The 20,567-nt window shown below is 69.0% G+C and carries 18 protein-coding genes; 10 read left to right on the forward strand and 8 right to left on the reverse strand.

Going from position 1 to position 20,567, the window contains the following annotated elements; genetic code table 11:
• Window positions 1–46: 46 nt before the first annotated feature.
• From ACFSCU_RS04025 to ACFSCU_RS04035, 3 genes are all read left to right on the forward strand, one after another.
• Entirely contained in the window at window positions 47–532 is a 486-nt protein-coding gene (locus ACFSCU_RS04025) for a YiaA/YiaB family inner membrane protein (protein WP_180550634.1), read from the forward strand.
• A gap of 146 nt (window positions 533–678) precedes the next feature.
• A complete protein-coding gene (locus tag ACFSCU_RS04030) occupies window positions 679–1,158 on the forward strand; it encodes a hypothetical protein (protein WP_373368341.1) in 480 nt (159 codons plus the stop codon).
• A gap of 10 nt (window positions 1,159–1,168) precedes the next feature.
• Window positions 1,169–1,972 (forward strand): DUF2145 domain-containing protein, encoded by an 804-nt coding sequence (locus tag ACFSCU_RS04035; RefSeq protein WP_377559968.1) that lies wholly within the window; start codon window positions 1,169–1,171, stop codon window positions 1,970–1,972.
• Window positions 1,973–2,054: 82 nt separating this feature from the next.
• On the opposite strand, the gene ACFSCU_RS04040 is transcribed toward ACFSCU_RS04035, so the two are convergent.
• From ACFSCU_RS04040 to ACFSCU_RS04060, 5 genes are all read right to left on the reverse strand, one after another.
• Window positions 2,055–3,497, reverse strand: coding sequence for a mechanosensitive ion channel family protein (locus ACFSCU_RS04040; protein ID WP_180550635.1), 1,443 nt, complete (start codon window positions 3,495–3,497; stop codon window positions 2,055–2,057).
• 180 nt (window positions 3,498–3,677) lie between these two features.
• Window positions 3,678–5,438: a D-alanyl-D-alanine carboxypeptidase/D-alanyl-D-alanine endopeptidase gene (gene dacB / locus ACFSCU_RS04045; protein WP_377559969.1), complete on the reverse strand. Its 1,761-nt coding sequence runs from the start codon at window positions 5,436–5,438 to the stop codon at window positions 3,678–3,680.
• An 86-nt stretch (window positions 5,439–5,524) separates the two neighbouring features.
• Window positions 5,525–6,697, reverse strand: a complete 1,173-nt coding sequence (tgt, locus tag ACFSCU_RS04050) for a tRNA guanosine(34) transglycosylase Tgt (RefSeq protein ID WP_377559970.1) — start codon at window positions 6,695–6,697, stop codon at window positions 5,525–5,527.
• Window positions 6,698–6,706: 9 nt separating this feature from the next.
• Entirely contained in the window at window positions 6,707–8,029 is a 1,323-nt protein-coding gene (locus ACFSCU_RS04055; protein WP_377559971.1) for a methyltransferase, read from the reverse strand.
• A gap of 89 nt (window positions 8,030–8,118) precedes the next feature.
• Window positions 8,119–9,051 carry a LysR family transcriptional regulator gene (locus ACFSCU_RS04060; RefSeq protein ID WP_180550638.1) on the reverse strand — a complete coding sequence of 311 codons (933 nt, stop codon included), beginning with the start codon at window positions 9,049–9,051 and terminating at the stop codon, window positions 8,119–8,121.
• A gap of 111 nt (window positions 9,052–9,162) precedes the next feature.
• Between ACFSCU_RS04060 and ACFSCU_RS04065 the strand changes: the two genes are divergently transcribed.
• The 3 genes from ACFSCU_RS04065 to ACFSCU_RS04075 are packed head-to-tail and all read left to right on the forward strand — an operon-like array spanning window position 9,163 to window position 11,236.
• Window positions 9,163–10,434 carry an aromatic ring-hydroxylating dioxygenase subunit alpha gene (locus ACFSCU_RS04065; protein WP_377559973.1) on the forward strand — a complete coding sequence of 424 codons (1,272 nt, stop codon included), beginning with the start codon at window positions 9,163–9,165 and terminating at the stop codon, window positions 10,432–10,434.
• A complete protein-coding gene (locus ACFSCU_RS04070; RefSeq protein WP_180550639.1) occupies window positions 10,431–10,907 on the forward strand; it encodes an aromatic-ring-hydroxylating dioxygenase subunit beta in 477 nt (158 codons plus the stop codon). The genes ACFSCU_RS04065 and ACFSCU_RS04070 overlap by 4 nt, the downstream gene beginning before the upstream one ends.
• Before the next feature lie 14 nt (window positions 10,908–10,921).
• A complete protein-coding gene (locus ACFSCU_RS04075) occupies window positions 10,922–11,236 on the forward strand; it encodes a non-heme iron oxygenase ferredoxin subunit (protein WP_180550640.1) in 315 nt (104 codons plus the stop codon).
• Between the two features lie 96 nt (window positions 11,237–11,332).
• On the opposite strand, the gene queA is transcribed toward ACFSCU_RS04075, so the two are convergent.
• Complete coding sequence (gene queA, locus ACFSCU_RS04080; RefSeq protein WP_180550641.1) at window positions 11,333–12,364, reverse strand: tRNA preQ1(34) S-adenosylmethionine ribosyltransferase-isomerase QueA; 1,032 nt, start codon at window positions 12,362–12,364, stop codon at window positions 11,333–11,335.
• 63 nt (window positions 12,365–12,427) lie between these two features.
• Between queA and recG the strand changes: the two genes are divergently transcribed.
• From recG to ubiA, 4 genes are all read left to right on the forward strand, one after another.
• The gene (gene recG, locus ACFSCU_RS04085; protein WP_377559974.1) at window positions 12,428–14,626 is read left to right on the forward strand and encodes an ATP-dependent DNA helicase RecG; all 2,199 of its coding nucleotides are present in this window, start codon (window positions 12,428–12,430) and stop codon (window positions 14,624–14,626) included.
• Between the two features lie 281 nt (window positions 14,627–14,907).
• Window positions 14,908–15,879 (forward strand): hydrogen peroxide-inducible genes activator, encoded by a 972-nt coding sequence (locus tag ACFSCU_RS04090; protein WP_180550642.1) that lies wholly within the window; start codon window positions 14,908–14,910, stop codon window positions 15,877–15,879.
• A 41-nt stretch (window positions 15,880–15,920) separates the two neighbouring features.
• The gene (locus tag ACFSCU_RS04095; protein WP_377559976.1) at window positions 15,921–16,781 is read left to right on the forward strand and encodes a phosphatase PAP2 family protein; all 861 of its coding nucleotides are present in this window, start codon (window positions 15,921–15,923) and stop codon (window positions 16,779–16,781) included.
• 270 nt (window positions 16,782–17,051) lie between these two features.
• On the forward strand, window positions 17,052–17,927 hold the full coding sequence (ubiA, locus tag ACFSCU_RS04100; protein WP_180550645.1) for a 4-hydroxybenzoate octaprenyltransferase: 876 nt from the start codon (window positions 17,052–17,054) through the stop codon (window positions 17,925–17,927).
• Window positions 17,928–17,933: 6 nt separating this feature from the next.
• Here ubiA and proC read toward each other — a convergent pair whose 3' ends face one another.
• Together proC and ACFSCU_RS04110 are read right to left on the reverse strand one after the other, a co-directional pair.
• Window positions 17,934–18,767, reverse strand: coding sequence for a pyrroline-5-carboxylate reductase (proC, locus tag ACFSCU_RS04105; protein WP_180550646.1), 834 nt, complete (start codon window positions 18,765–18,767; stop codon window positions 17,934–17,936).
• Window positions 18,768–19,173: 406 nt separating this feature from the next.
• Window positions 19,174–20,343, reverse strand: a complete 1,170-nt coding sequence (locus ACFSCU_RS04110; protein WP_377559978.1) for an esterase-like activity of phytase family protein — start codon at window positions 20,341–20,343, stop codon at window positions 19,174–19,176.
• Window positions 20,344–20,567: the final 224 nt, after the last annotated feature.

The following is a 20,567-nucleotide window of genomic DNA, read 5'->3' on the forward strand; positions in this document are numbered from 1 at the left end:
GCGCCCACACTCCGGTTCCATGTTCAACCCCACTCATGGAACCCACATGCAAACCCCCATCCGTCGCGACTCCAAGCCCTGGCAACTGCAAGTCTGGGCGTCGTTCGGCATCGCCCTCACGCTGTGCGCCATCGGCCTGGCCTGGCTGCCGGGGCAGGACCTGGACCGCGCCTTCATGTTCATGGGCTACCTGTTCTGCCTGAGCACCGCCTTCGTGCTGTCGAAGTTCGTGCGTGACGGCGAGATGGCGCGCGACGCCGGCACGCGCCGCGTGGCCGACACGCCCATGTTCAAGCTGGTGGTGTGGGGCGGCTTCGGCTTCGCCATGGCGCTCACCGCCTGGGGCCTGCTGCGCATGGACATCAACGAGACCTACAAGGTCTTTCTGGGCGTGAGCTGGCTGTACCTGATCACCTGCGCCTTCACGCTGGCCAAGATGCTGCGTGACCGGCAGGAAGCCGATCTGCTGGAAGCCGAATACCGCGGCCGCCGGGCAGCGCGCGCTGAAGCCGCCCAGGACGCCGCCGCCTGACACCCACCCTGTGGGAGCGGGCTTGCCCGCGATGGGGCGTGGCCGGAGTGCGATGCGCCGCCATAGCGGGCAAGCCCGCTCCCACATGTCCCTTCGCGCTCTAGCGCTCACCCATTGGGCGCTGGCAGCTACTCATTCAGGAGCAAATCATGTCTCAAGATAACGTGATGCAACATCTGCGCCGCGCCACCGCCGCCGTGCTGTGCGCCAGCGCCCTGCTGCTGGCATCCACCCAGGCCGCCCAGGCACAGAGCGAAGTCTCGGTCGGCCTGTCGATGCTGCCGGTGGCCTCGGTCGTCGGCGCCGCGTCGGTCGCCGGCGCGGCGGCCAGCACGGTGGTCGCCATCCCGGTGGCACTGGCCGTCAGCGGCGCGGTGCTGACGGTGAAGGCCATCGAAGTGTCGGCGCGCGGCACCGTCATCGTGCTGGAGCGCGCCAGCGACGCGGCCACGGCCAGCGTGGAACTGGGCGCGGCGGCGGCCGGCGGCGTGGCGCTGAGCGTGGGTGCCAGCGTGGTCACCACGGTGATCGCCAGCGGCGTCATCCTGTCGGCCGCGGGCGAGGTGCTGTGCTTCATCCCCAACGCCATCGGCCGGGCGCTGCTCTACAACGAGCGGATTCTTTGAGGTGTCGATCATGAAACTGCGATTCGCTACGTTATTGATAGCTGCCGGCGCCCTGCTGCTGGGCGCCACGGCCGCACAGGCCGGTCGCCGCTGCGAGGCCGCCAAGCCCACGCCGCAGGTCATCGAGCGCGGCCTGAACCTGGCGCAACGCACTGCCGCCGCGCTGGACGCCGCGCACGCCCGCGACGGCACGCGCGTGGTGCTGCTGGCGCGCGCCGGGCAGGACCTGACCCGGTACAGCCAGCACTGGTCGCACGTGGCCTGGGCCTACCGCACGCCCGAGGGGCCGTGGCGCGTGGTGCACAAGCTCAACGAATGCGGCACAGACCAGTCCATCATCACGCGCCAGGGCCTGGGCGAGTTCTTCCTGGACGACCTGTGGCGCTACGAAGCCGCCTGGGTGGCGCCTTCGCCCGAGTTGCAGGGCGCGCTGTGGCCGCTGCTGCAGGACAACCGCCGCGCCGGCACGCTGCACCAGCGGCGCTACAGCATGGTCAGCTACGCCTGGGGCACGCGCTACCAGCAGAGCAACCAGTGGGCCATCGAGACGCTGGCGCTGGCGGCCGAGCCGCACGCGCTGCGGCGCGAGCAGGCGCAGGCCTGGCTGCGGCTGAAGGACTATCGCCCCACCACGCTGCGCATCGGCGCGCTCACGCGCCTGGGCGGGCGCATGACGGCGGGCAACGTGGCTTTCGACGACCACCCGCCGACGCAGCGCTTTGCCGACCGCATCGAGACGGTGACGGCCGATTCGGTGCTCGACTGGCTGCAGCGCGCGCCGCTGGGCGGCGGGGTGCAGCGGCTGGGCGGGTGATGGGGGTTGGCTTATTTGCTATGTTAAAAATAGCTTCTGGCGCTTGCTGGACGGGCGCTTGAGGGCGATTTGGCTCTTAAGCTCAACCCGGCTTGCCGCCCGGTGCCTGCAACATGTCCTCGCTGGCCTTGCGCGCGCGTTCCTCGGCAATCTGGTCGTCCAGCTCGGTCTCGGGCGACACATCGCCCTGGTCACGCGCGACGGCGCGCGGGTCCACGCTGGTGATGGGCGGCGTCTGGGCCGGTGCGGTATCGGCGTGCGCGGCGGGCTGCACCAGTTGCACGCGGTAGGTGGGCTCGGGCAGGTCCATGCCGGCGTCTTCCAGTGCCTTCTTCACCAGGCGGATGGCCTCGCTGCGGGCCTTGAAGAAGCCGGTCTCGCGCTGGTTGACCCAGGCGTAGTAGCTGATGGTGACCGATGAATCGCCCACCAGATCGACGGTGGCGCTGGGCGCCGGGTCGTCCAGCACGCCCTGCATGGCGGCCAGCGTGGCCACGCCCAGGTCCTGCGCGCGCTGCAGGTCCTCGCCATAGCTCACGCCCAGCGTGAAGCTGAAGCGCCGCCTGGGATTGTGGGTGAAGTTGAGCAGCACCGCCTTGAACACCGTGGCGTTGGGCAGGCGCAGCTCGTTGCCGTCCATCGTCATCAGCACCGTGTTGCGGGTCGACAGCGACACCACGCGCCCCTCGTGGCTGTCGACGCGCACATGGTCGCCCGGCTCGAACGGGCGCTTGAGGCTGAGCAGGATGCCCGAGAGGTAGTTCTCGGCCATGTCGCGGAAGGCAAAGCCCAGCACGATGCCCACCACGCCCGCCGAGCCCAGCACGGCGGTGACCAGCGCAGTGGCGCCCAGCAGATCGAGCGCGATCAGGATGCCGACGATCAGGAACGCCGCGCGCACGCCGCGCCGGATGACGGTACCCAGGAACGGGTTGCGGCTGTCGAGCCGCACGATGTGCAGGTGCCGGGCCAGCCAGCCGCCCAGCCAGCGCATCACCATCACCACGACGATGGCGGTGATCAGCAGCGGGATGGCGGCCACGGCGCGGGCGGCGCGGTCCTTCAGCAGCTCCCAGGTCTCGTGCAGGCGGGCGCCGAAGTCGGCCGCCAGGGTGAGCTGGTTCTCGACCGCCACCACGCCGTCGACGGCGGCCACCACCTTGGTGGCGAGCTGGCGCGCCTCGTTGTCGGGCACGCTGCCGTGCAGCGTGGCCACGCCGGCCTGCACCGCCGGCGTGATGGCGCGGAAGGTGACGTTGCGCGACAGGCGCGCGGTCACCTCGGCCAGGATGCGCTCGTCGTCCTGCTGCGTTGCGCGCGCGGCCTGTTGCACCAGTTTGGGGTTGGCGGCGGCCGGCGCCTCGGACGCGGTGGAGGCGGCGGCGCGCGCCTTGAGCGCGCCCAGCAGCGCGGCGGGCTCTTGCGCGCGGGCCGGCGCGGCCCCCATCAAGGCGGCCAGCAGCAGGGCGAACAGCGTGGCCAGGCGGCTTGGGCCAGACGAAAAACGGAAGGCTGAAAAAGGCATCGCGCGATCATGCCGCAAGCTGTGGCCAGCGCACGTGGGACGGCGTCGCGTGACAGGCGCCAGAAGCTCAATGGCCGAAGGCCGCGGAGCAGGCCATGCGAGGGCACCCGTGGCCGGACCTGCGCCGGCCAGTGGGTGCGTCCCCCTTTCAGGGGGAAGCCGCGTCAGCGGCTCAGGGGGTCATCCATTTTTTTGTACCCACTCGATGAAGCGGTCCATCGCCGGCACGGCGGCGGTGGCGCGTTCGCTGTTGACGACGATGGCCACGGCGATCATGCGGCCCGACTTGCCGCGCACATAGCCGGCCAGCGAACGCACGCCGGTCAGCGTGCCGGTCTTCAGGAAGGCGTTGCGCTGCGCGGGCGAGCCCTTGAAGCGGTGGCTGAGCGTGCCGTCGGCACCCGCCACGGGCAGCGAGGCCAGGAATACCTTCTGCACCTTCGCGTCGTTCCACGCCGCCTGCAGCAGCTGCACCATGGTCAGCACGTTGCCGCGCTCGGTGTGCGCCAGGCCCGAGCCGTTGTCGATGTGCGGCGCGTCCTGGGCCAGCCCGTGCTTCTTGAGCCACTGGCCCATGCGCTGCCGGGCCAGCTGCAGCGTGGAGGTGGTGGGCGAGAAGCCCGGCGCGATGGACAGCAGCAGGTTGCGCGCCATCAGGTTGTTGCTGTCCTTGTTGATGGCGCGCACCAGCTCGGGCAGCGGGGCCGATTCCAGCGTGGCCCAGGGCTTGCCGGGGTAGGGGCTGGCGGGGGTGCGGGCGCGCCGCGCGCCGCGCACCGTGGGGGCGGCGCCGTCGCGGTGGATCACGCGGTCGGTGAGTTGCCCGCCCGAGGCGGCCCAGGCGCCTGCCACCAGCGCCGCCGTCAGCGCGCGGCCGGGGGCGGCCTCCATGGTCAGCGCGCTGGCGCAGCGCGGCGACCACTGGCCGCTGATGACGACGCGGCCGACCGGGGCCACGGGGGTGGGTGGTGTGGCGGCCGGCTCGGGCATGCTGGCAGCGGCCTGCGGCACTGATGCGGCGCTGGCGCTGGCCTCGGCACTGGCCGGGCTGGAGGCCGCGACCGCGATGTAGGGCGATGGCGCGGGCGCTGGCGGCGGAGCGGGCTTGGCTGCCGGCTTCGAAAGATCAGGTGCCGGTGCCGGCTCGAACCGCGCCTGCGCCGTGCAGGCCCGCGCGCCGCCGAGCTGGTTGACGACCTCGATCTGCCCCAGCGGCGGATCGAACGTGGCCGCCAGCGCGCCGCCATCGCCCGCGCGCAGCGCCACGCGGAAGCGGTTCTCATCCATCACGAAGGCATCGGGCCAGGCGTGGTGCGGGTTGCCGGCCTCGGGCACGGGGGTGTTGGCATGGTCCTTGTCGGCCAGGCGGAACAGGCTCTGGTCGAGCACGATGTGGCCCTGCACCTGCGTCAGCCCCTGCCTGTGCAGGCGCTTGAACCAGTCGGTGAGGCGCTTGCTGTCCAGCGTGGCATCGCCGCCGCCCACCAGCACCAGGTCGCCCGCCAGCTTGCCATCGACCGGCGCGCCAGTGAGCCAGGCGCGCGTGCGCCAGCGGTAGTTGCGCGGCAGCGTCTGCAGGCTGGCCAGCGTGGTGATGACCTTGGTGGTGGAGGCCAGGGTGAAGGGCAGCTTCTCGTTGTGCGAGATCAGCAGCGGCGCGCCCGCGGCCAGCGGCTGGGCCAGCAGGGCGACTTCGGAATCCTTGATGCCGGCCTTCTGCAGCGCGGTCCACACCTCGGTGGCATCGGGGGCGCGCACGGCCGGGGCGCTGGCCGGTGGCGTCGGCGCGATTGTGGCGGCACCGGCCGTCGACGGGGCGATGGAGCGTTCACCCGCGGCGGGTGTGGGAGCCTGCGCCAGCGCGGGCGCGGCGGCCAGCAGCCAAGCCAATGCGGCACTGGCCCCTGCGGGCCACGCTGAAAACGACAGGCGTTTGCTCATGAATCAATAGCTGCTCACGCTTGCTGGACGGGCGCTGGATGCCAATCTGGCTTGTCATCCATCAACGCGCCTGCGGCGCACCAGGATTACACGCCGCGTGCGCGGTCCGTGGCAAATTGCGCGGTGAAGGTGCTGAGCTGCCCCGCGTCCAGCGCGCCGCGCACCTCGGCCATGAGCTGCAGGTAGTAATGCAGGTTGTGCACCGTGCCCAGCATGGGGCCGAGCATTTCGCCGCAGCGGTCCAGGTGATGCAGGTAGGCGCGGCTGAAGCCGTCGCGCCCGCCTTGCGCATACGGCACGCCCGAACTGCCGGCACAGGCGTAGCAGGTGCAGGTCTCGTCGATCGGCCGCGCGTCGGTCTTGTGCCGCGCGTTGCGGATCTTCAAGTCGCCGAAGCGGGTGAAGTAGTGGCCGTTGCGCGCATTGCGCGTGGGCATCACGCAGTCGAACATGTCCACGCCCTGCTGCACGCCGTAGACCAGGTCTTCCGGCGTGCCCACGCCCATCAGGTAGCGCGGCTTGTGCGCGGGCAGGCGGTGCGGCGTGTGCGCGGTGATGCGCAGCATGTCTTCCTTCGGCTCGCCCACGCTGACGCCGCCGACGGCATAACCGGGGAAGTCCATTTCAACCAGCTGCTCCAGCGACTCCTGCCGCAGGTGCTCGAACATGCCTCCCTGCACGATGCCGAACAGGGCGTTGGGGTTCTGCAGCCGCGCGAATTCGGCCTGGCAGCGCCTGGCCCAGCGCAGGCTCAGTTCCATGCTGGCACGCGCCTCGCGCTCGGTCGTGAGGTGGCCCTTGGTCTCGTAAGGCGTGCACTCGTCGAACTGCATCACGATGTCACTGTTCAGCACCGTCTGGATCTGCATCGACGTTTCGGGCGTAAGGAACAGCCGGTCGCCATTGACGGGCGAAGCGAACTTCACGCCCTCCTCGCTGATTTTCCGCATCTCGCCCAGCGACCAGACCTGGAAACCGCCCGAGTCGGTCAGGATCGGCTTGTGCCAGTTCTCGAAGGGGTGCAGCCCGCCGAACTGCTGCAGCACGTCGAGGCCGGGCCGCATCCACAGGTGGAAGGTGTTGCCCAGGATGATCTGCGCGCCCATCTCATGCAGGCTGCGCGGCATCACGCCCTTGACGGTGCCGTAGGTGCCCACGGGCATGAAGATCGGCGTCTCGACCACGCCGTGGTTCAGCGTCAGGCGGCCGCGGCGGGCGTGGCTGGCGGGGTCGGTGGCGAGCAGCTCGAAATGCAGCATGGGCCGCTTTCAAGCGGCGGGCTTGTGGGCGATGACCAGAAAGCCCGGCAGCGGCTCGTCGTTTTCCATGCGCAGGGCCGGCAGGTGCTCGATCTTCACGTCGTCGAAGCCAGCCTCACGACACAGGCGTTCGACGTGCGAGGCCTTGTGGGCGTAACGCTGGCTCTTGCGCAGCACCAGGTCCGGCTCGTCTTCTGCAGCCGCTTCGCAGGTGAAGATGAAGTGCCCACCGGCCTTGAGGATGCGATGGGCGTTGGGGATCACTGGCGTCAGGTCGCCGACGTAGACCAGGACGTCGAGGCAGGTGATGGCCTCGTAGTGGTCGGCAGGCGTGTCGCGCAAAGCATCCAGCACGTTGACGTTGTGAAAGCGTGCGTAGACGTTGTGCCGTGCCGCCTGTTCGATCATCTTTTCGGACAGGTCAACCCCGATGATGAAGCCGTTGATGGGGCCGAGATAAACGCCCAGCAGGCCCGTGCCGCAGCCCAGGTCCAGCAGGTTGAAACGGCGGTCGGGATGCAGTTCGTTCAGGATTTGCGCGGTTCGCTCGGGCACCTTGTACTTCAGGCCGCGTACCAAGTGCATGTCGAATCTGGATGCATAGTCATCGAACAGAGAGGACACTACATCCCGCGGTTGCGTGGAAGGGGTTTGCCCGTGTGCCACCGCGTGAAAATACTGCGCATTCGCATCGTCTGGTTGCAGCGCCAGCAACTGGTCTGCTATGGCCTCCGCCGCAGCGTTGTCCTTTACGCCCATTGCGCAGGTCAAAGTGCCCCGCAAGGCCAGTATGTTCTGAGGCTGCGCACGCGTCACTTCCTCGAAGTGAGGTCGTGCTGACTCGTATTCTTTCTTGCGCGCGAGGCAATCGCCCAAGATCAAGTGATACTGCAAATCTTCGGGTTGCAGTTCCAGCCCCGTGCGCGCCCATTGGATGGCTTCGTCGGTGGCAGCCGCAATGTTGGCGACTGCCGCTGCACGCTGAATCACCATGATGTCACGAGGTGCCTGGGCGACAGCCTTGCGCGCGTGCTGCATGGCTTCCTCATTCTTGCCTTGCCGGGTCAGTGAAAGCGCCAGCTCAATAAGGGCTACAGGCCAATCAGGCGCCAGTGCCAGTGCGCGACGGGCGGCCATGGTTGCAGCTTCGAAGTTGCGTGCGACGGTCGCCAGGCGCATGCCCATCAAGGGGACGCGCGCGTCTCTTGGTGCCGCGCGTTGGGCCTGATTCAATGACAGTGCCGCATCCTGCAACTTGCCTTCGCCAATGAGGCTCCGGATGCGGGCCAACTCCGTAGTGAACGCGTCGTTGGGAATCTTGTAATTGGACATAGAAGAGCGGAAGAACGTCTGGTCGGTGCCGACGATGAAGAAGCTGGCGCCACGGCAAGCAGGACTCGCAAGGTGCGCGGAACCCGGGATTATCTGGTATGGCTGTGCCCAGCGCACGGGTTGTCGGCAAAGGTGTGTTGCACCAGCTCCCGCAGCCAGCGGTGCGCCGGGTCCCGATGCGTTCGCGCGTGCCATACCTGATGGATCACGGATGGCGCCAGGCTTGCGGGCACCGGCCGGCGCGTCAAGGCCAGCGTGGCGCAGATGCGCTCGCCGAAGCGTTCCGGCACAGTAGCGACGAGATCGGTGTGCAGCAGCACGTGGCCCAGCGCAACGTAGTCGGGCACGGCCAGGCGTATGCGGCGCTGCATGCCCAGCCTCTGCAACTGGGGTTCGATGCGGCCGTGGCCGGAGCCGCCGGCCTCGACCCGGACGTGATCGCACCCCAGGAAGCTGGCCTTGCCCCATGGGCGCAGGGTGGCCGGATGCCCCGCCCGCATCAGGCAGGTATAGCCCTGCCGGAACAGCACCTGCTGAAAGAACCCGGTTTGCAGGTGGGGCAGCCAGCCCAGTGCCAGGTCGATTCGGCCGTCGGCCATGCCGTCAGCCAGCTCCGCATCGCTCAGGGCGACCGTGCGCAGGCTGACCTGGGGCGCCGTGTGGGCCAGCACTTCCATGAGCTGCGGCAGAAAGTAGATCTGGCCCACGTCCGACATGGCGATGGAGAAGTGGCGTGGGTCGCGGGCCGGGTCGAAATCCTGTGCCCTGGCCAGCGCGCCGTCGATGAGCTCCAGCGCCTGCGCCACGGCGGGTGCGATGTGCAGCGCGTACGCGGTGGGCTGCATGCCGGCAGCGGTGCGCAGAAACAGTTCGTCGCCGAGCTCGTTGCGCAGCCGGCGCAGCGCGTTGCTGACCGTCGGTTGCGATAACCCCAGCGCCAGCGCGGTGCGGGAAACCCGGCGCTCACGCATCAGTTGCGCGAACACTCGCAGCAAGTTCAGATCCAACTGGCGTACGTCCATGAGCGGATTATTCTCAAACAAAATAATTCAAATCAGCTAGGGGCCATTGATGAATGATTGAAAGCGGCTCAGCATCACTGGTTTCGCATTCCTGCACGGAGTTGGCTGCCGATGTCCTCACCATCCGTTTCATGGCCTGCCGGCGACACCAGCCGCATTCCCTTCGCCGTTTACACCGACGAGTCGCTGCACCGCAAGGAGCTGGAGCGCTTCTTCTACCAAGGCCACTGGTGCTACATCGGCCTGGAGGCCGAGGTGCCGAACCCGGGCGACTTCAAGCGCACGGTGGTGGGCGAGCGCTCGGTGATTCTGAGCCGCGCGGCCGATGGCACGCTGCACTGCTTCGAGAACGTGTGCGCGCACCGCGGCATGCAGTTCTGCCGCAAGCGCCACGGCAGTGGGGTGAAGGAGTTCGTCTGCCCGTATCACCAATGGAGCTACACGCTGAACGGCGACCTGCAGGGCGTGCCGCTGCGGCGCGGCGTGCGGCAGGACGGGCAGGTCAAGGGCGGCATGCCGGCGGACTTCAACCCGAAGGAGCACAACCTCACCAAGCTGAAGGTGGCCACGCGCGGCGGGGTGGTGTTCGCCTCGTTCGACCACGAGGTCGAATCGCTGGAGGACTACCTTGGCCCGACGATCCTCACGTACTTCGACCGCCTGTTCAACGGCCGGCAGCTCACCATCCTGGGCTACAACCGCCAGCGCATCCCGGGCAACTGGAAGCTCATGCAGGAGAACATCAAGGATCCGTACCACCCCGGCCTGCTGCACACCTGGTTCGTCACTTTCGGCCTCTGGCGCGCCGACAACAAGGCGGCGCTGAAGATGGATGCCCACCATCGGCACGCCGCCATGATCTCGACGCGCGGCAATGCGGGCAGGCAGTCCGATGTGTCGCAGGTGTCCAGCTTCAAGTCGAGCATGGAGCTGGAGGACAAGCGCTTCCTCGACATCGTGCACGAGGACTGGTGGGGCGAGCCGACGGCGGTGATGACGACGATCTTCCCCAGCGTGATCTTCCAGCAGCAGGTCAACAGCGTGTCCACGCGCCACATCCAGCCCGACGGGCACGGCAACTTCGACTTCGTGTGGACGCACTTCGGCTTTGCCGACGACACCCCGGAGATGACGGCGCGCCGCCTGCGCCAAGCCAACCTGTTCGGACCGGCCGGCTTCGTCAGCGCCGACGACGGCGAGGCGATTGAGCTGTCGCAGTGCGGTTTCACGCAAAAGCCTCAGCACCGCGCGCTGGCCGAACTGGGCGGGCGCGGCGTGGAGGAAACCGACCACATGGTCACCGAAACGCTGATCCGCGGCATGTACGCCTACTGGCGCAAGGTCATGGAAGCCGAACCGCAGTCCGCGAAGGAGGGCGCATGAAACTCGACTTCGACACCTGGCAGGCGTTGGTGCAACTGCAGGCCGATTACGCCGCCGCCGTGGACTCGGGCGACTGGGAGCTGTGGCCGACCTTCTTTACCGCCGATTGCCTCTACAAGCTGCAGCCGCGCGAGAACCACGAGCGCGGTTTTCCGCTGGCCACGCTGTCGTTCGACAGCCAGGCCAGTCTGCGCGACCGCGTTTACGGCATCAAGGAAACGCTGTTCCACGACCCGTACTACCAGCGCCACGTGGTCGGCGCGCCGGTGATTCGCGGCGTGGGCGAGGACGGCATCCGCTGCGAGAGCAACTACGCGGTGTTCCGCACCAAGCTCAACGGCCTGTCGACGGTGTTCAACGTGGGCCGCTACATCGACCGCGTGGTGCCCACGCCCGCCGGCCTGAGGTTTGCCGAGCGGCTGGCGATCTACGACAGTGAGATGATTCCCAACTCGATCATCTACCCCATCTGAGGAAGGAGCGGGCCATGAGCCAGTGGGTCGACGTCGCCGCCGAGGGCGACATCTTTGAAGGCGCGGCCATCGGCGTGGCCGTCGGCGGCCACGATATCGCCGTCTACAAGACCGAGGCGGGCGAAGTATTCGCCACCCACAACATCTGCTCGCACGCCGATGCGCGGCTGTGCGATGGGTTTCTGGAAGGGCACGAGATCGAGTGCCCGTACCACCAGGGCCGCTTCGACATCCGCAACGGCGCGGCCACGCTGGAGCCCTGCGTGGACGCGATCCGCAGCTATCCCGTCAAGGTCGACGGCGGGCGGGTGTGGGTCGAGATCGACTGATTTTTTGATAGCTGCTCGCGCTTGTTATATATTGATTTCAGGTCATTTTGTATCTGAAATCATTGCATGACAGGCGCAAGCAGCTATAAAAATAGATCATTCCCTGGCCAGCCACATCGCGTCGCCATAGCTGAAGAAGCGGTAGCGCTGCGCGATGGCGTGGCAGTACAGGGCCATGATGCGGTCGTAGCCCGCGAAGGCGCTCACCAGCATCATCAGCGTGCTGCGCGGCAGGTGGAAGTTGGTGATGAGGGCATGGACCACCTTGAACTCGAACCCCGGCGTGATGAAGATGCCGGTGTCGCCGCTGGCCTCGCCGCTGGCGGCCCACGATTCGAGCGTGCGCACGCTGGTCGTGCCCACGGCCACCACACGGCCGCTGCGCGCGCGACAGTCGGCAATGGCCTGCACGGTTTCGGGCGGCACGTGGTAGCGCTCGCGGTGCATCACGTGCTCGGCCAAGGTTTCGGTCTTCACGGGCTGGAAGGTGCCGGCGCCCACGTGCAGCGTCACGGCCGCGCGCTGCACGCCGCGTGTGTCGATTTCAGCCAGCAGGGCTTCGTCGAAGTGCAGCGCCGCCGTGGGCGCAGCCACGGCGCCCGGGTTCCGGGCAAACACGGTCTGGTAGCGCGCGGCATCTTCGGCGGTGTCACCGTGCGTGATGTACGGCGGCAGCGGCACGTGGCCGTGCGCGGCCATCAGCTCGTAGGCATCGCCCGACAGCCGCAGGTGGAACAGCGGCCCCTGCGCGTCGGGCCAGCGCCCCAGCAGCTCGGCCGTGAAGCCGCCCGCCATGCGCAGCACCGTGCCCGGCGGAGGCTTCTTGCTCACCTTCATGTGCGCGGCCACGCTGCCATCGGGCAGCACGCGTTCGATCAGCAGCTCCAGCTTGCCGCCACTGGGTTTTTCACCGAACAGGCGCGCTTTCACGACTTGTGTGTCATTGAAAACGAGCAGATCGCCGGCGCGCAGCAGCGTGGGCAGATTGCGAAACGCTCGGTCGACGAGCGCCTCGCCGCTGCCATCCAGCAGGCGCGAGCCGCTGCGCTCGGGCGCGGGGTGCTGGGCGATGAGTTCGGGCGGCAGAGCGAAGTCGAAATCGCTCGTGGTGAAAGTGCGTGCAGACATGCTTGAGGGCCGGACGGGCCCGTTCCAAGAAGGGGTGAGAAAGGAGAAGGGCAGAATTGTCCCATGCCATCCCCGGCCGCCACTGCCGACAAGCCGCTGTCCGCACCGCAAAAGGCGCTGCGCAAGCTGGGCCTGGTGCGCCCCATCGACCTGGCGCTGCACCTGCCGCTGCGCTACGAGGACGAGACGCGCATCGTCCGTTTAAGCGATGCGCGCGACGGCGACACGGTGCAGATCGAAGGCGAGGTGACGCATCAGGAGGTGACGTTTCGCCCGCGCCGCCAATTGCTGGTGAGCCTCAACGACGGCACCGACACGGTGGTGCTGCGCTTCTTCAACTTCTACCCTTCGCAGCAAAAGCAGATGGCGGTGGGCACGCGCATTCGCGCGCGGGGCGAGCTGCGCGGCGGCTTTGCCGGGCTGACGATGATGCACCCCACGGTGCGCGCGGCCGGCGGTGCGCTGCCGCAGGCGCTGACGCCCGTCTACCCCACGGTGGCGCAACTGCCGCAGCCGTACCTGCGCAAGGCCGTGCTGGCGGGCCTGGCGCAGGCGGATCTGTCGGAGACCGTGCCACCAGAGGTTTTGAGCGAAATCGGCCATTTGCGCTTGTGGGACCTGCGCAAGTCGCTCTCATTTTTGCACCAACCGACGCCCGATGTGTCGCTGGCCCAGCTGGAAGATCACAGCCACCCCATCTGGCAGCGCCTGAAGGCCGAGGAGCTGCTGGCGCAGCAGTTGTCGCAACTGGAAGCGCGCCGGGCGCGCGAGCATTTGCGCGCGCCCGTGCTGCGCGCCGAGCGCGGCGGCGTGCACGAGCAACTGCTGGCCGTGCTGCCGTTCCAGCTCACCGGCGCGCAGCGCCGCGTGGGCGAAGAGATTGCGCGCGACCTGGGCCGCGTGCAGCCCATGCACCGCCTGCTGCAGGGCGACGTGGGCAGCGGCAAGACGGTGGTGGCCGCGCTGGCGGCCTGCATCGCCATCGACGCCGGCTGGCAATGCGCACTGATGGCGCCCACCGAAATCCTGGCCGAGCAGCACTTCGCCAAGCTGGTCGACTGGCTCGCGCCGCTGCTGCAGGCGCGCGGCCAGCGCGTGGCCTGGCTCACCGGCAGCCAGAAGAAGAAGGCGCGCGGCGAGATGCTGGCCGCCATCGCAAGCGGCGAGGCGGCGCTGGTGGTGGGCACGCACGCCGTCATCCAGGAGCAGGTGAAGTTTCAGAAGCTGGGCCTGGCGATCATCGACGAGCAGCATCGTTTTGGGGTGGCGCAGCGGCTGGCGTTGCGGCAGAAGTTGACCGATGCGGGTGGCGCACTTCTTCTCCCGCCGGCGGGAGAGGGCCGGGGTGAGGGGAAGGCCTCGCTCGCTTCAGGCCAGCCCCTCACCCCAGCCCTCTCCCCAGAGGGGCGAGGGCGCCAGATGGCCACCGAGCCCCACCTGCTCATGATGAGCGCCACCCCCATCCCGCGCACCCTGGCGATGAGCTACTACGCCGACTTGGACGTCTCCACGCTCGACGAGCTACCGCCCGGCCGCACGCCGGTGGTCACCAAGCTGTTGGCCGAGCACCGCCGCGGCGAGGTCATCGAACGCATCCGCGGGCAGATCGCCGAAGGGCGGCAGGTCTACTGGGTCTGCCCGCTGATCGAGGAGAGCGAGGCGCTGGATTTGCGCAACGCCACCGAGACCCACGCCGAACTGAGCGAAGCCCTGCCCGGCCAGATGATCGGCCTGCTGCACTCGCGCATGCCGGTGGCCGAGAAGAAGGCGGTGATGGCGCTGTTCACCAGCGGTGCCATGCCGGTGCTGGTCAGCACCACCGTGATCGAAGTCGGCGTCGACGTGCCCAACGCCAGCCTGATGGTGATCGAGCACGCCGAGCGCTTCGGTCTGAGCCAGCTGCACCAGTTGCGCGGCCGCGTGGGGCGCGGCGCCGCGGCTTCGGCCTGCGTGCTGCTGTATTCGGCGCCCGACGGCGGCCGCCTGGGCGAGACGGCCCGCGCGCGGTTGAAGGCCATGGCCGAAACCAGCGACGGCTTCGAGATCGCGCGGCGCGACCTGGAGATTCGCGGTCCGGGCGAATTCCTCGGTGCGCGCCAGTCGGGCGCGGCGCTGTTGCGCTTTGCCGACCTGGCCGAAGACAGCACCCTGCTGCAATGGGCGCGCGGTGCGGCGCCGCGCATGCTGGACCAGCACGCCGAGATGGCGCGCAGGCATGTCGACCGCTGGCTGGGTACCAAATCGGACTACCTCAAGGCATGATGGCGCCATGACGCTGACTGAACTCAAGTACATCGTGGCCGTGACCGTGCGGAGGGCAGGGCGAGGGGCCCCGCTTGCGGGGATCGACCCCGCAGCGCGATCGTTGCGACGGCGTTGTCGCGCATCGAAGCTGGGGGCAGCCGCATGACCCTGACCGAACTCAAGTACATCGTCGCCGTGATCGTGCGGAGGGCAGGGCGAGGGGCCCCGCTTGCGGGGATCGACCCCGCAGCGCGATCGTTGCGACGGCGTTGTCGCGCATCGAAGCTGGGGACAGCCGCATGACCCTGACTGAACTCAAATACATCGTCGCCGTCGCCCGCGAGAAGCACTTCGGCAAGGCCGCCGAGGCCTGCTTCGTCTCGCAGCCCACGCTATCGGTGGCGGTGAAGAAGCTCGAAGACGAACTGGAGCTGAAGCTGTTCGAGCGCAGCAGCGGCGAGGTGACGGTGACGCCGCTGGGCGAGGAGATCGTGCGCCAAGCGCAGAGCGTGCTGGAGCAGGCGGCCGAGATCAAGGAGATCGCCAAGCGCGGCAAGGACCCGCTGGGCGGGCCGCTGAAGCTGGGCGTGATCTACACCATCGGCCCCTACCTGCTGCCCGACCTGGTGCGCCAGAACATCGAGCGCACGCCGCAGATGCCGCTGATGCTGCAGGAGAACTTCACCGTGCGCCTGCTGGAGATGCTGCGCACCGGCGAGATCGAGGCCGCCATCCTGGCCGAGCCCTTCCCCGACACCGGCCTGGCCATCGCCCCGCTGTACGACGAGCCGTTCCTCGCCGCGCTGCCCAGCAGCCACCCGCTGGCGGCCGGCACTGAAGTGACCACCGAGCAGCTCAAGAACGAGCACATGCTGCTGCTGGGCAGCGGCCACTGCTTTCGCGACCACGTGCTGCAGGTGTGCCCCGAGTTCGCGCGCTTTTCCAGCAGCACCGACGGCATCCGCAAGAGCTTCGAGGGCTCGTCGCTGGAGACCATCAAACACATGGTGGCGGCCGGCATGGGCGTGACGCTGGTGCCGCGCCTGGCGGTGCCGGCGGCCGCGCTGGCCAACCCGCCCGCCAAGGCCGCCCGGCAGGCCGAGGGTGGCCTGATCCGCTACCTGCCGATCCGCGACGACGCCGGCGGCGAGCCGCCCACGCGCCGCGTTGTGCTGGCCTGGCGCCGCAGCTTCACGCGCTATGAGGCCATCGCGGCCCTGCGCAACGCCATCTATGCCTGCGAGCTGCCGGGCGTGGCGCGGCTTTCGTGAGGCTGCCTGAGGCCGCCACGCGGCTTCTTGCCGTTGTGCTGATGGCGCTTGCGCCACTGCCCGTGGCCGCGGCGCTGGTGTCCGATGCGCTGGCCGCGCGCGTGGCGGGCTGGCAGCGGATGATCGATCCGTTGATGCCGGCGTTGCTGCTGCTCGTGCTGATGGTGGTGGCGTGGGCGCTGGTGCAGGCCCGCCGTCGCGCACACCAGCTTGCGGCGGCGGGCGAGGCGCTGGCGGCGCCTTTCGGCTGGCGCCGTGGCCTGGGGCTGGGCGCGCTGGCGCTGGGCTTCGCGCTGCTGGCCGCGGCCATCGGCGGGCACGACACGCACCAGCGCCTGCTGCAGTGGGATGCCGCCGTCGTGGCGGCGGCGCAGCGCGGGGTCTCACCGGCGACCCAGCAGGCGTTGCGCTGGGTCAGCGACCTGGGCGACGTGCTGGTGCTGACGCCACTGGTGCTGGCTGTCTTCGGCGGGCTGCTGCTGCGGCGCCAGCGGGTACTGGCGCTGGGCTGGCTGCTGGCGGTGCTGGTCAACAGCCTGGCGGTGCGGGTGCTCAAGGGGGCGATCGGGCGCGAGCGGCCGGCCGGCGCGGCGGAGCTGGTCACCTCGGGCGCCAGTTTCCCCAGCGGGCATGCGGCGGGCGCGTTGCTGGTCTACGGCCTGCTGCTGTGGATCGTGCTGCCGCTGGTGGCGCGGCGGCGCTGGCGCGCGGTGCTGGCGGTGGCGGGCGGCGTGCTGATCGGCGCCATCGTCGTCAGCCGCGTGCTGCTGCGCGTGCATTTCGTCAGCGACGTGGTGGGCGGGCTGCTGCTGGCGGGCTTCACGCTGCTGCTGGCCACGGGGCTGCTGCGCCCGTGGCGCCCGGGTGATGGGGTTGAGTGGGAGCGGCCTTGGCCGCGATAGAGCGTCGCCCGCGGTCTTTATTCCAATTCCCGATCAAGACAGCAAGAAATTCGTCATTCCGGCGAAAGCCGGAATCCAAGCGGCGTGTGCAAGAACACATGGATCCCGGCTTTCGCTGGGATGATGGTTGTTCACGCTTTGAAGTAGAGGCGGAATTGCGCCGCATCGCGGGCAAACCCGCGCCCACGACGCGATCCATGGCGCGGCGTTGAGGGAACGCCGCGCCGCTTGCTCGCGGCGGCGTCCAGCAGCGGGCTTATGCTCGGCGCCATGGCTGCTGTTTCGCTGCGCGAGCGCCTGGCGCTCTATCTGGACCTGATCCGCTGGGACCGGCCCGCCGGCTGGCTGGTGCTGTACTGGCCCACGATGGGCGCGCTGTGGCTGGCGGCCGGCGGCTGGCCGGGCTGGCATTTGTTCATCGTCTTCACGCTGGGCACGGTGCTGATGCGCTCGGCCGGCTGCTGCATCAACGACGTGGCCGACCGCAACTTCGACCGCCACGTCAAGCGCACGGCGCAACGGCCGATCACCAGCGGCAAGATCAGCGTGAAGGAGGCGCTGGCGGTGGGCGCGGTGCTGGCGCTGGTGGCCTTCGGCCTGGCGCTGACGACCAACGCCGCCGTCATCGCCTGGTCGGTGCCGGCGCTGCTGGTCACCATCCTCTACCCGTTCACCAAGCGCTGGTTTGCCATGCCGCAGGCGGTGCTGGGCATCGCGTTCGGCTTCGGCATCCCGATGGCCTATGCGGCGGTGCAGGGCCGCGTGCCGCTGGAGGCACTGTGGCTGTTTACGGCCAAGATTGCCCTGGTGCTGGCCTACGACACCGAATACGCCATGGTCGACCGCGACGACGACCTGAAGATCGGCATGAAGACCTCGGCCATCACGCTGGGCCGCTTCGATGTGGCGGCGATCATGGTGTTCTACGCCATCTACCTGTCGATCTGGCTGTGGATCGCCGCCCGGCATGCGCCATCAGCTATTCTTTATATAGCGTTCGCGCTGGCGGCGGCGCAGGCGCTGTGGCATTACACGCTGATCCGCGGGCGCACGCGCGAAGGCTGCTTCGTGGCCTTCAAGCAGAACCACTGGCTCAGTGCCACGGTGTTCGCAGGCATCGCACTGTCGTTCGCGCTGCGGGGCTGAAGGCGCTCAGCGCCCGAACTCGTCGCCCAGTTCCCTGGCCCGCGTGCAGGCCGCGTGCATGGCCTGCACGAAGGCGTCCTTGATCCCGGCCTGGTCCATGGCCGTCAGCGCGGCATAGGTGGTGCCGCCCTTGCTGGTCACGCGCTCGCGCAGCAGGGCAAGCGGCTCGGTCGAATCGGCGGCCAGTTGCGCGCCGCCGGCGAAGGTGCCCACGGCCAGGCGGCGCGCCTGTTCGGCGGAAAGGCCCAGTTCGGTGCCGGCCTGCTGCATCGCCTCCAGAAAGTAGAAGACGTAGGCCGGGCCGGAGCCCGACAGTGCGGTCACGGCGTCGAGCTGCGCCTCGCGCTCCACCCACAGCGCATCGCCGGTGGTGCGGATCACGGCTTCGGCCAGCTGCCGGTCGGCGGCGCTGACGGCGGCGCTGGCGAACAGGCCCGTCATGCCCCGGCCCACCAGCGCGGGCGTGTTGGGCATGCAGCGCACGATGCGCGCGCTGCCCGTGGCGGCGGCAATGTCGGCGGCGCGGATGCCGGCCATCACCGACAACTGCAGGGCATTGCCGACGTGCGGGGCGACAGGCGCGGAGGCTTCACGAAAGCTCTGCGGCTTGACGGCCCAGACGATCAGCCCGGCATCGGCCAGCGCGGGGGCGGCGGCGGGCGCGGCGTCGATGTCGTGCTGCGCCTTGAGCGCGGCGCGCGCGGCCTCGAAAGGCTCGACCACCTGGATGTTCGCCGCCGGCAAGCCCTGCCGGATCAGCCCGCCGATGATGGCGCTGGCCATGTTGCCGCCGCCGATGAAGGCGATGCGGGTGGAAGGGGGCAGGGCAGGTGGGGTCATGGCAGATCGGTGGTCGCGTGAACGCGCCAGTGTAGAGGGCGGTGGTGGGCGAGGCGGCGGGTGGTCAGCGGCGGAATGCACTGCGGGGCGACCGGCGCAGGTCTGCCTGTCTCAAGAAAATGGGAGTATGTGTTTTTTACGCTTAATGGATAAGCGCTGTCGGCTTGTTTATTGGGGAGTATGCCGGCGCATGCGTCCGCGAAGTCGGCGGCGCTGCCATCGCGGGCAAGCCCGCTCCCACAACACCAGGCAGCGCACGGCCCCATCGGGCGGCCTCAACGTGCGCCGGCCTCTCATCGGATGGTCGCGAAGCGGGCCATGCCAGCGACAGCCGTGCGCGGACCTGTGCCGCGCACTGGCTGTGTCCCCCTTCGCGCAGCAAGAAGGGGGAAGCGGCGTCAGCCGCTCAGGGGGTTGTCCCGAATCCTGGGGATGTGACCTCCATCACCACAAACTGCGTCACCTGCAGCGGGTTGAAGTTGTCGTCGGTACACAGCACCAGTGTGCGGTTCCCATTGGGCAAGGGCGGGCCCCAGGCCATGGCCTCGAAGTTGTCGACGTGCGGCAGGCCGCTGGCACGGAAGTCGAGCAGCAGGCGCTTGGGCGCCGGGCGGTAACGGCCGGGGCGCAGGGTGCCGACGCCCAGCGTGTCGCTGGCGCCGTCCAGATCGGCCTCGTACAGCCGCACCGACACGCCGGTGGCCAGCGACCAGGCGCGCTCCAGCACCCACACGTGGCGCTCGTCCCGCAGCAGGATTTCCGACACGCCGCTGTCGGCCACGCCGTGCGGCATGGCGGGGCCGAAGGGTTCCGGCTCGGGCAGGTAGGCCACCTGCCGGTCGGCGCGGCCGCTGGCCAGGTCGAACCGGGTGATGCGGCACGGCCCGGGCGGCGCGGCGGGCGAGGCGGTGCCGCGGTCCTGCGCCAGCGCGCCTTCCATGGCGGCCCAGGCGTGGCGGCCGTCGGGCGCCAGCGCCAGGCCTTCCAGGGTTTCGTTGTTGCGCGGGCCGCGGCGCAGGCGGCCGATTTCGCGCAGGTGGGCGGGCAGCGGCAGCTGGCGCAGCAGGCGGCCATCGAGCGCGGATTCGTACAGCGCCGGCGCGATGCGGGCGCGGATGTTGCCCTCGCTGGCCCACAGCAGGGTGGCGGGCTGGCCGCCGCTGCCGGGGCGCAGGGCCAGCGCCTCGGGGTCGACCTGCTGGCGCGCGAACGGGCGGCCGTCGGCACCGCGCAGGGTGATCACGTCCACCCACTCGGGCCGCAGCGGCTGGCCGGCGGCAAACGGCGGCAGGCGCAGCACGTAGCAGCGCGCGGGGGCGTGGCGGCTGCGGTCGTCCGACAGGGCGTACCACAGGTTGTTGGGCGCGTCGTAGGCCAGGCCGGAGAGGCCGCCGACCAGCGTGCCCTTGAACTCGGTGCCGCTGGGCAGGCTGCCGTGCGCCAGCCGCTTCAGCGGCGGGGGCGGGGCGGCGCCGCGCTCGCGCGCGCGCAGCACGGGCACGGCCAGCGCGGCCGCGGCGGCCGATGCGCCGATCAGCAGGCGGCGACGGGCAAGAGGTGTCGCAAGGCGGGGCATGGCGGCGCAGTGTAGTGCGCTGGACCGCGTTGGGCGACGATTGGCGCGCCTCAGAGGCTGTCCTCAAATTCATCGCGGTAAGCGATTGCCCCGGATCGGGTGTCCTGCAAGGCGCATCTCGCAGCCAATAGCTTGTGCTATTGGCAAGGGATGCAACGCCGCAGGGCGCCCGAGACCGGGGACAAGCGCGGCGCGAGGAGTTTGAGGACAGCCTCTCAGGTCTT

This window comes from Ottowia beijingensis, assembly GCF_042680925.1.
Taxonomy (GTDB): Bacteria; Pseudomonadota; Gammaproteobacteria; order Burkholderiales; family Burkholderiaceae_C; genus Ottowia; species Ottowia beijingensis.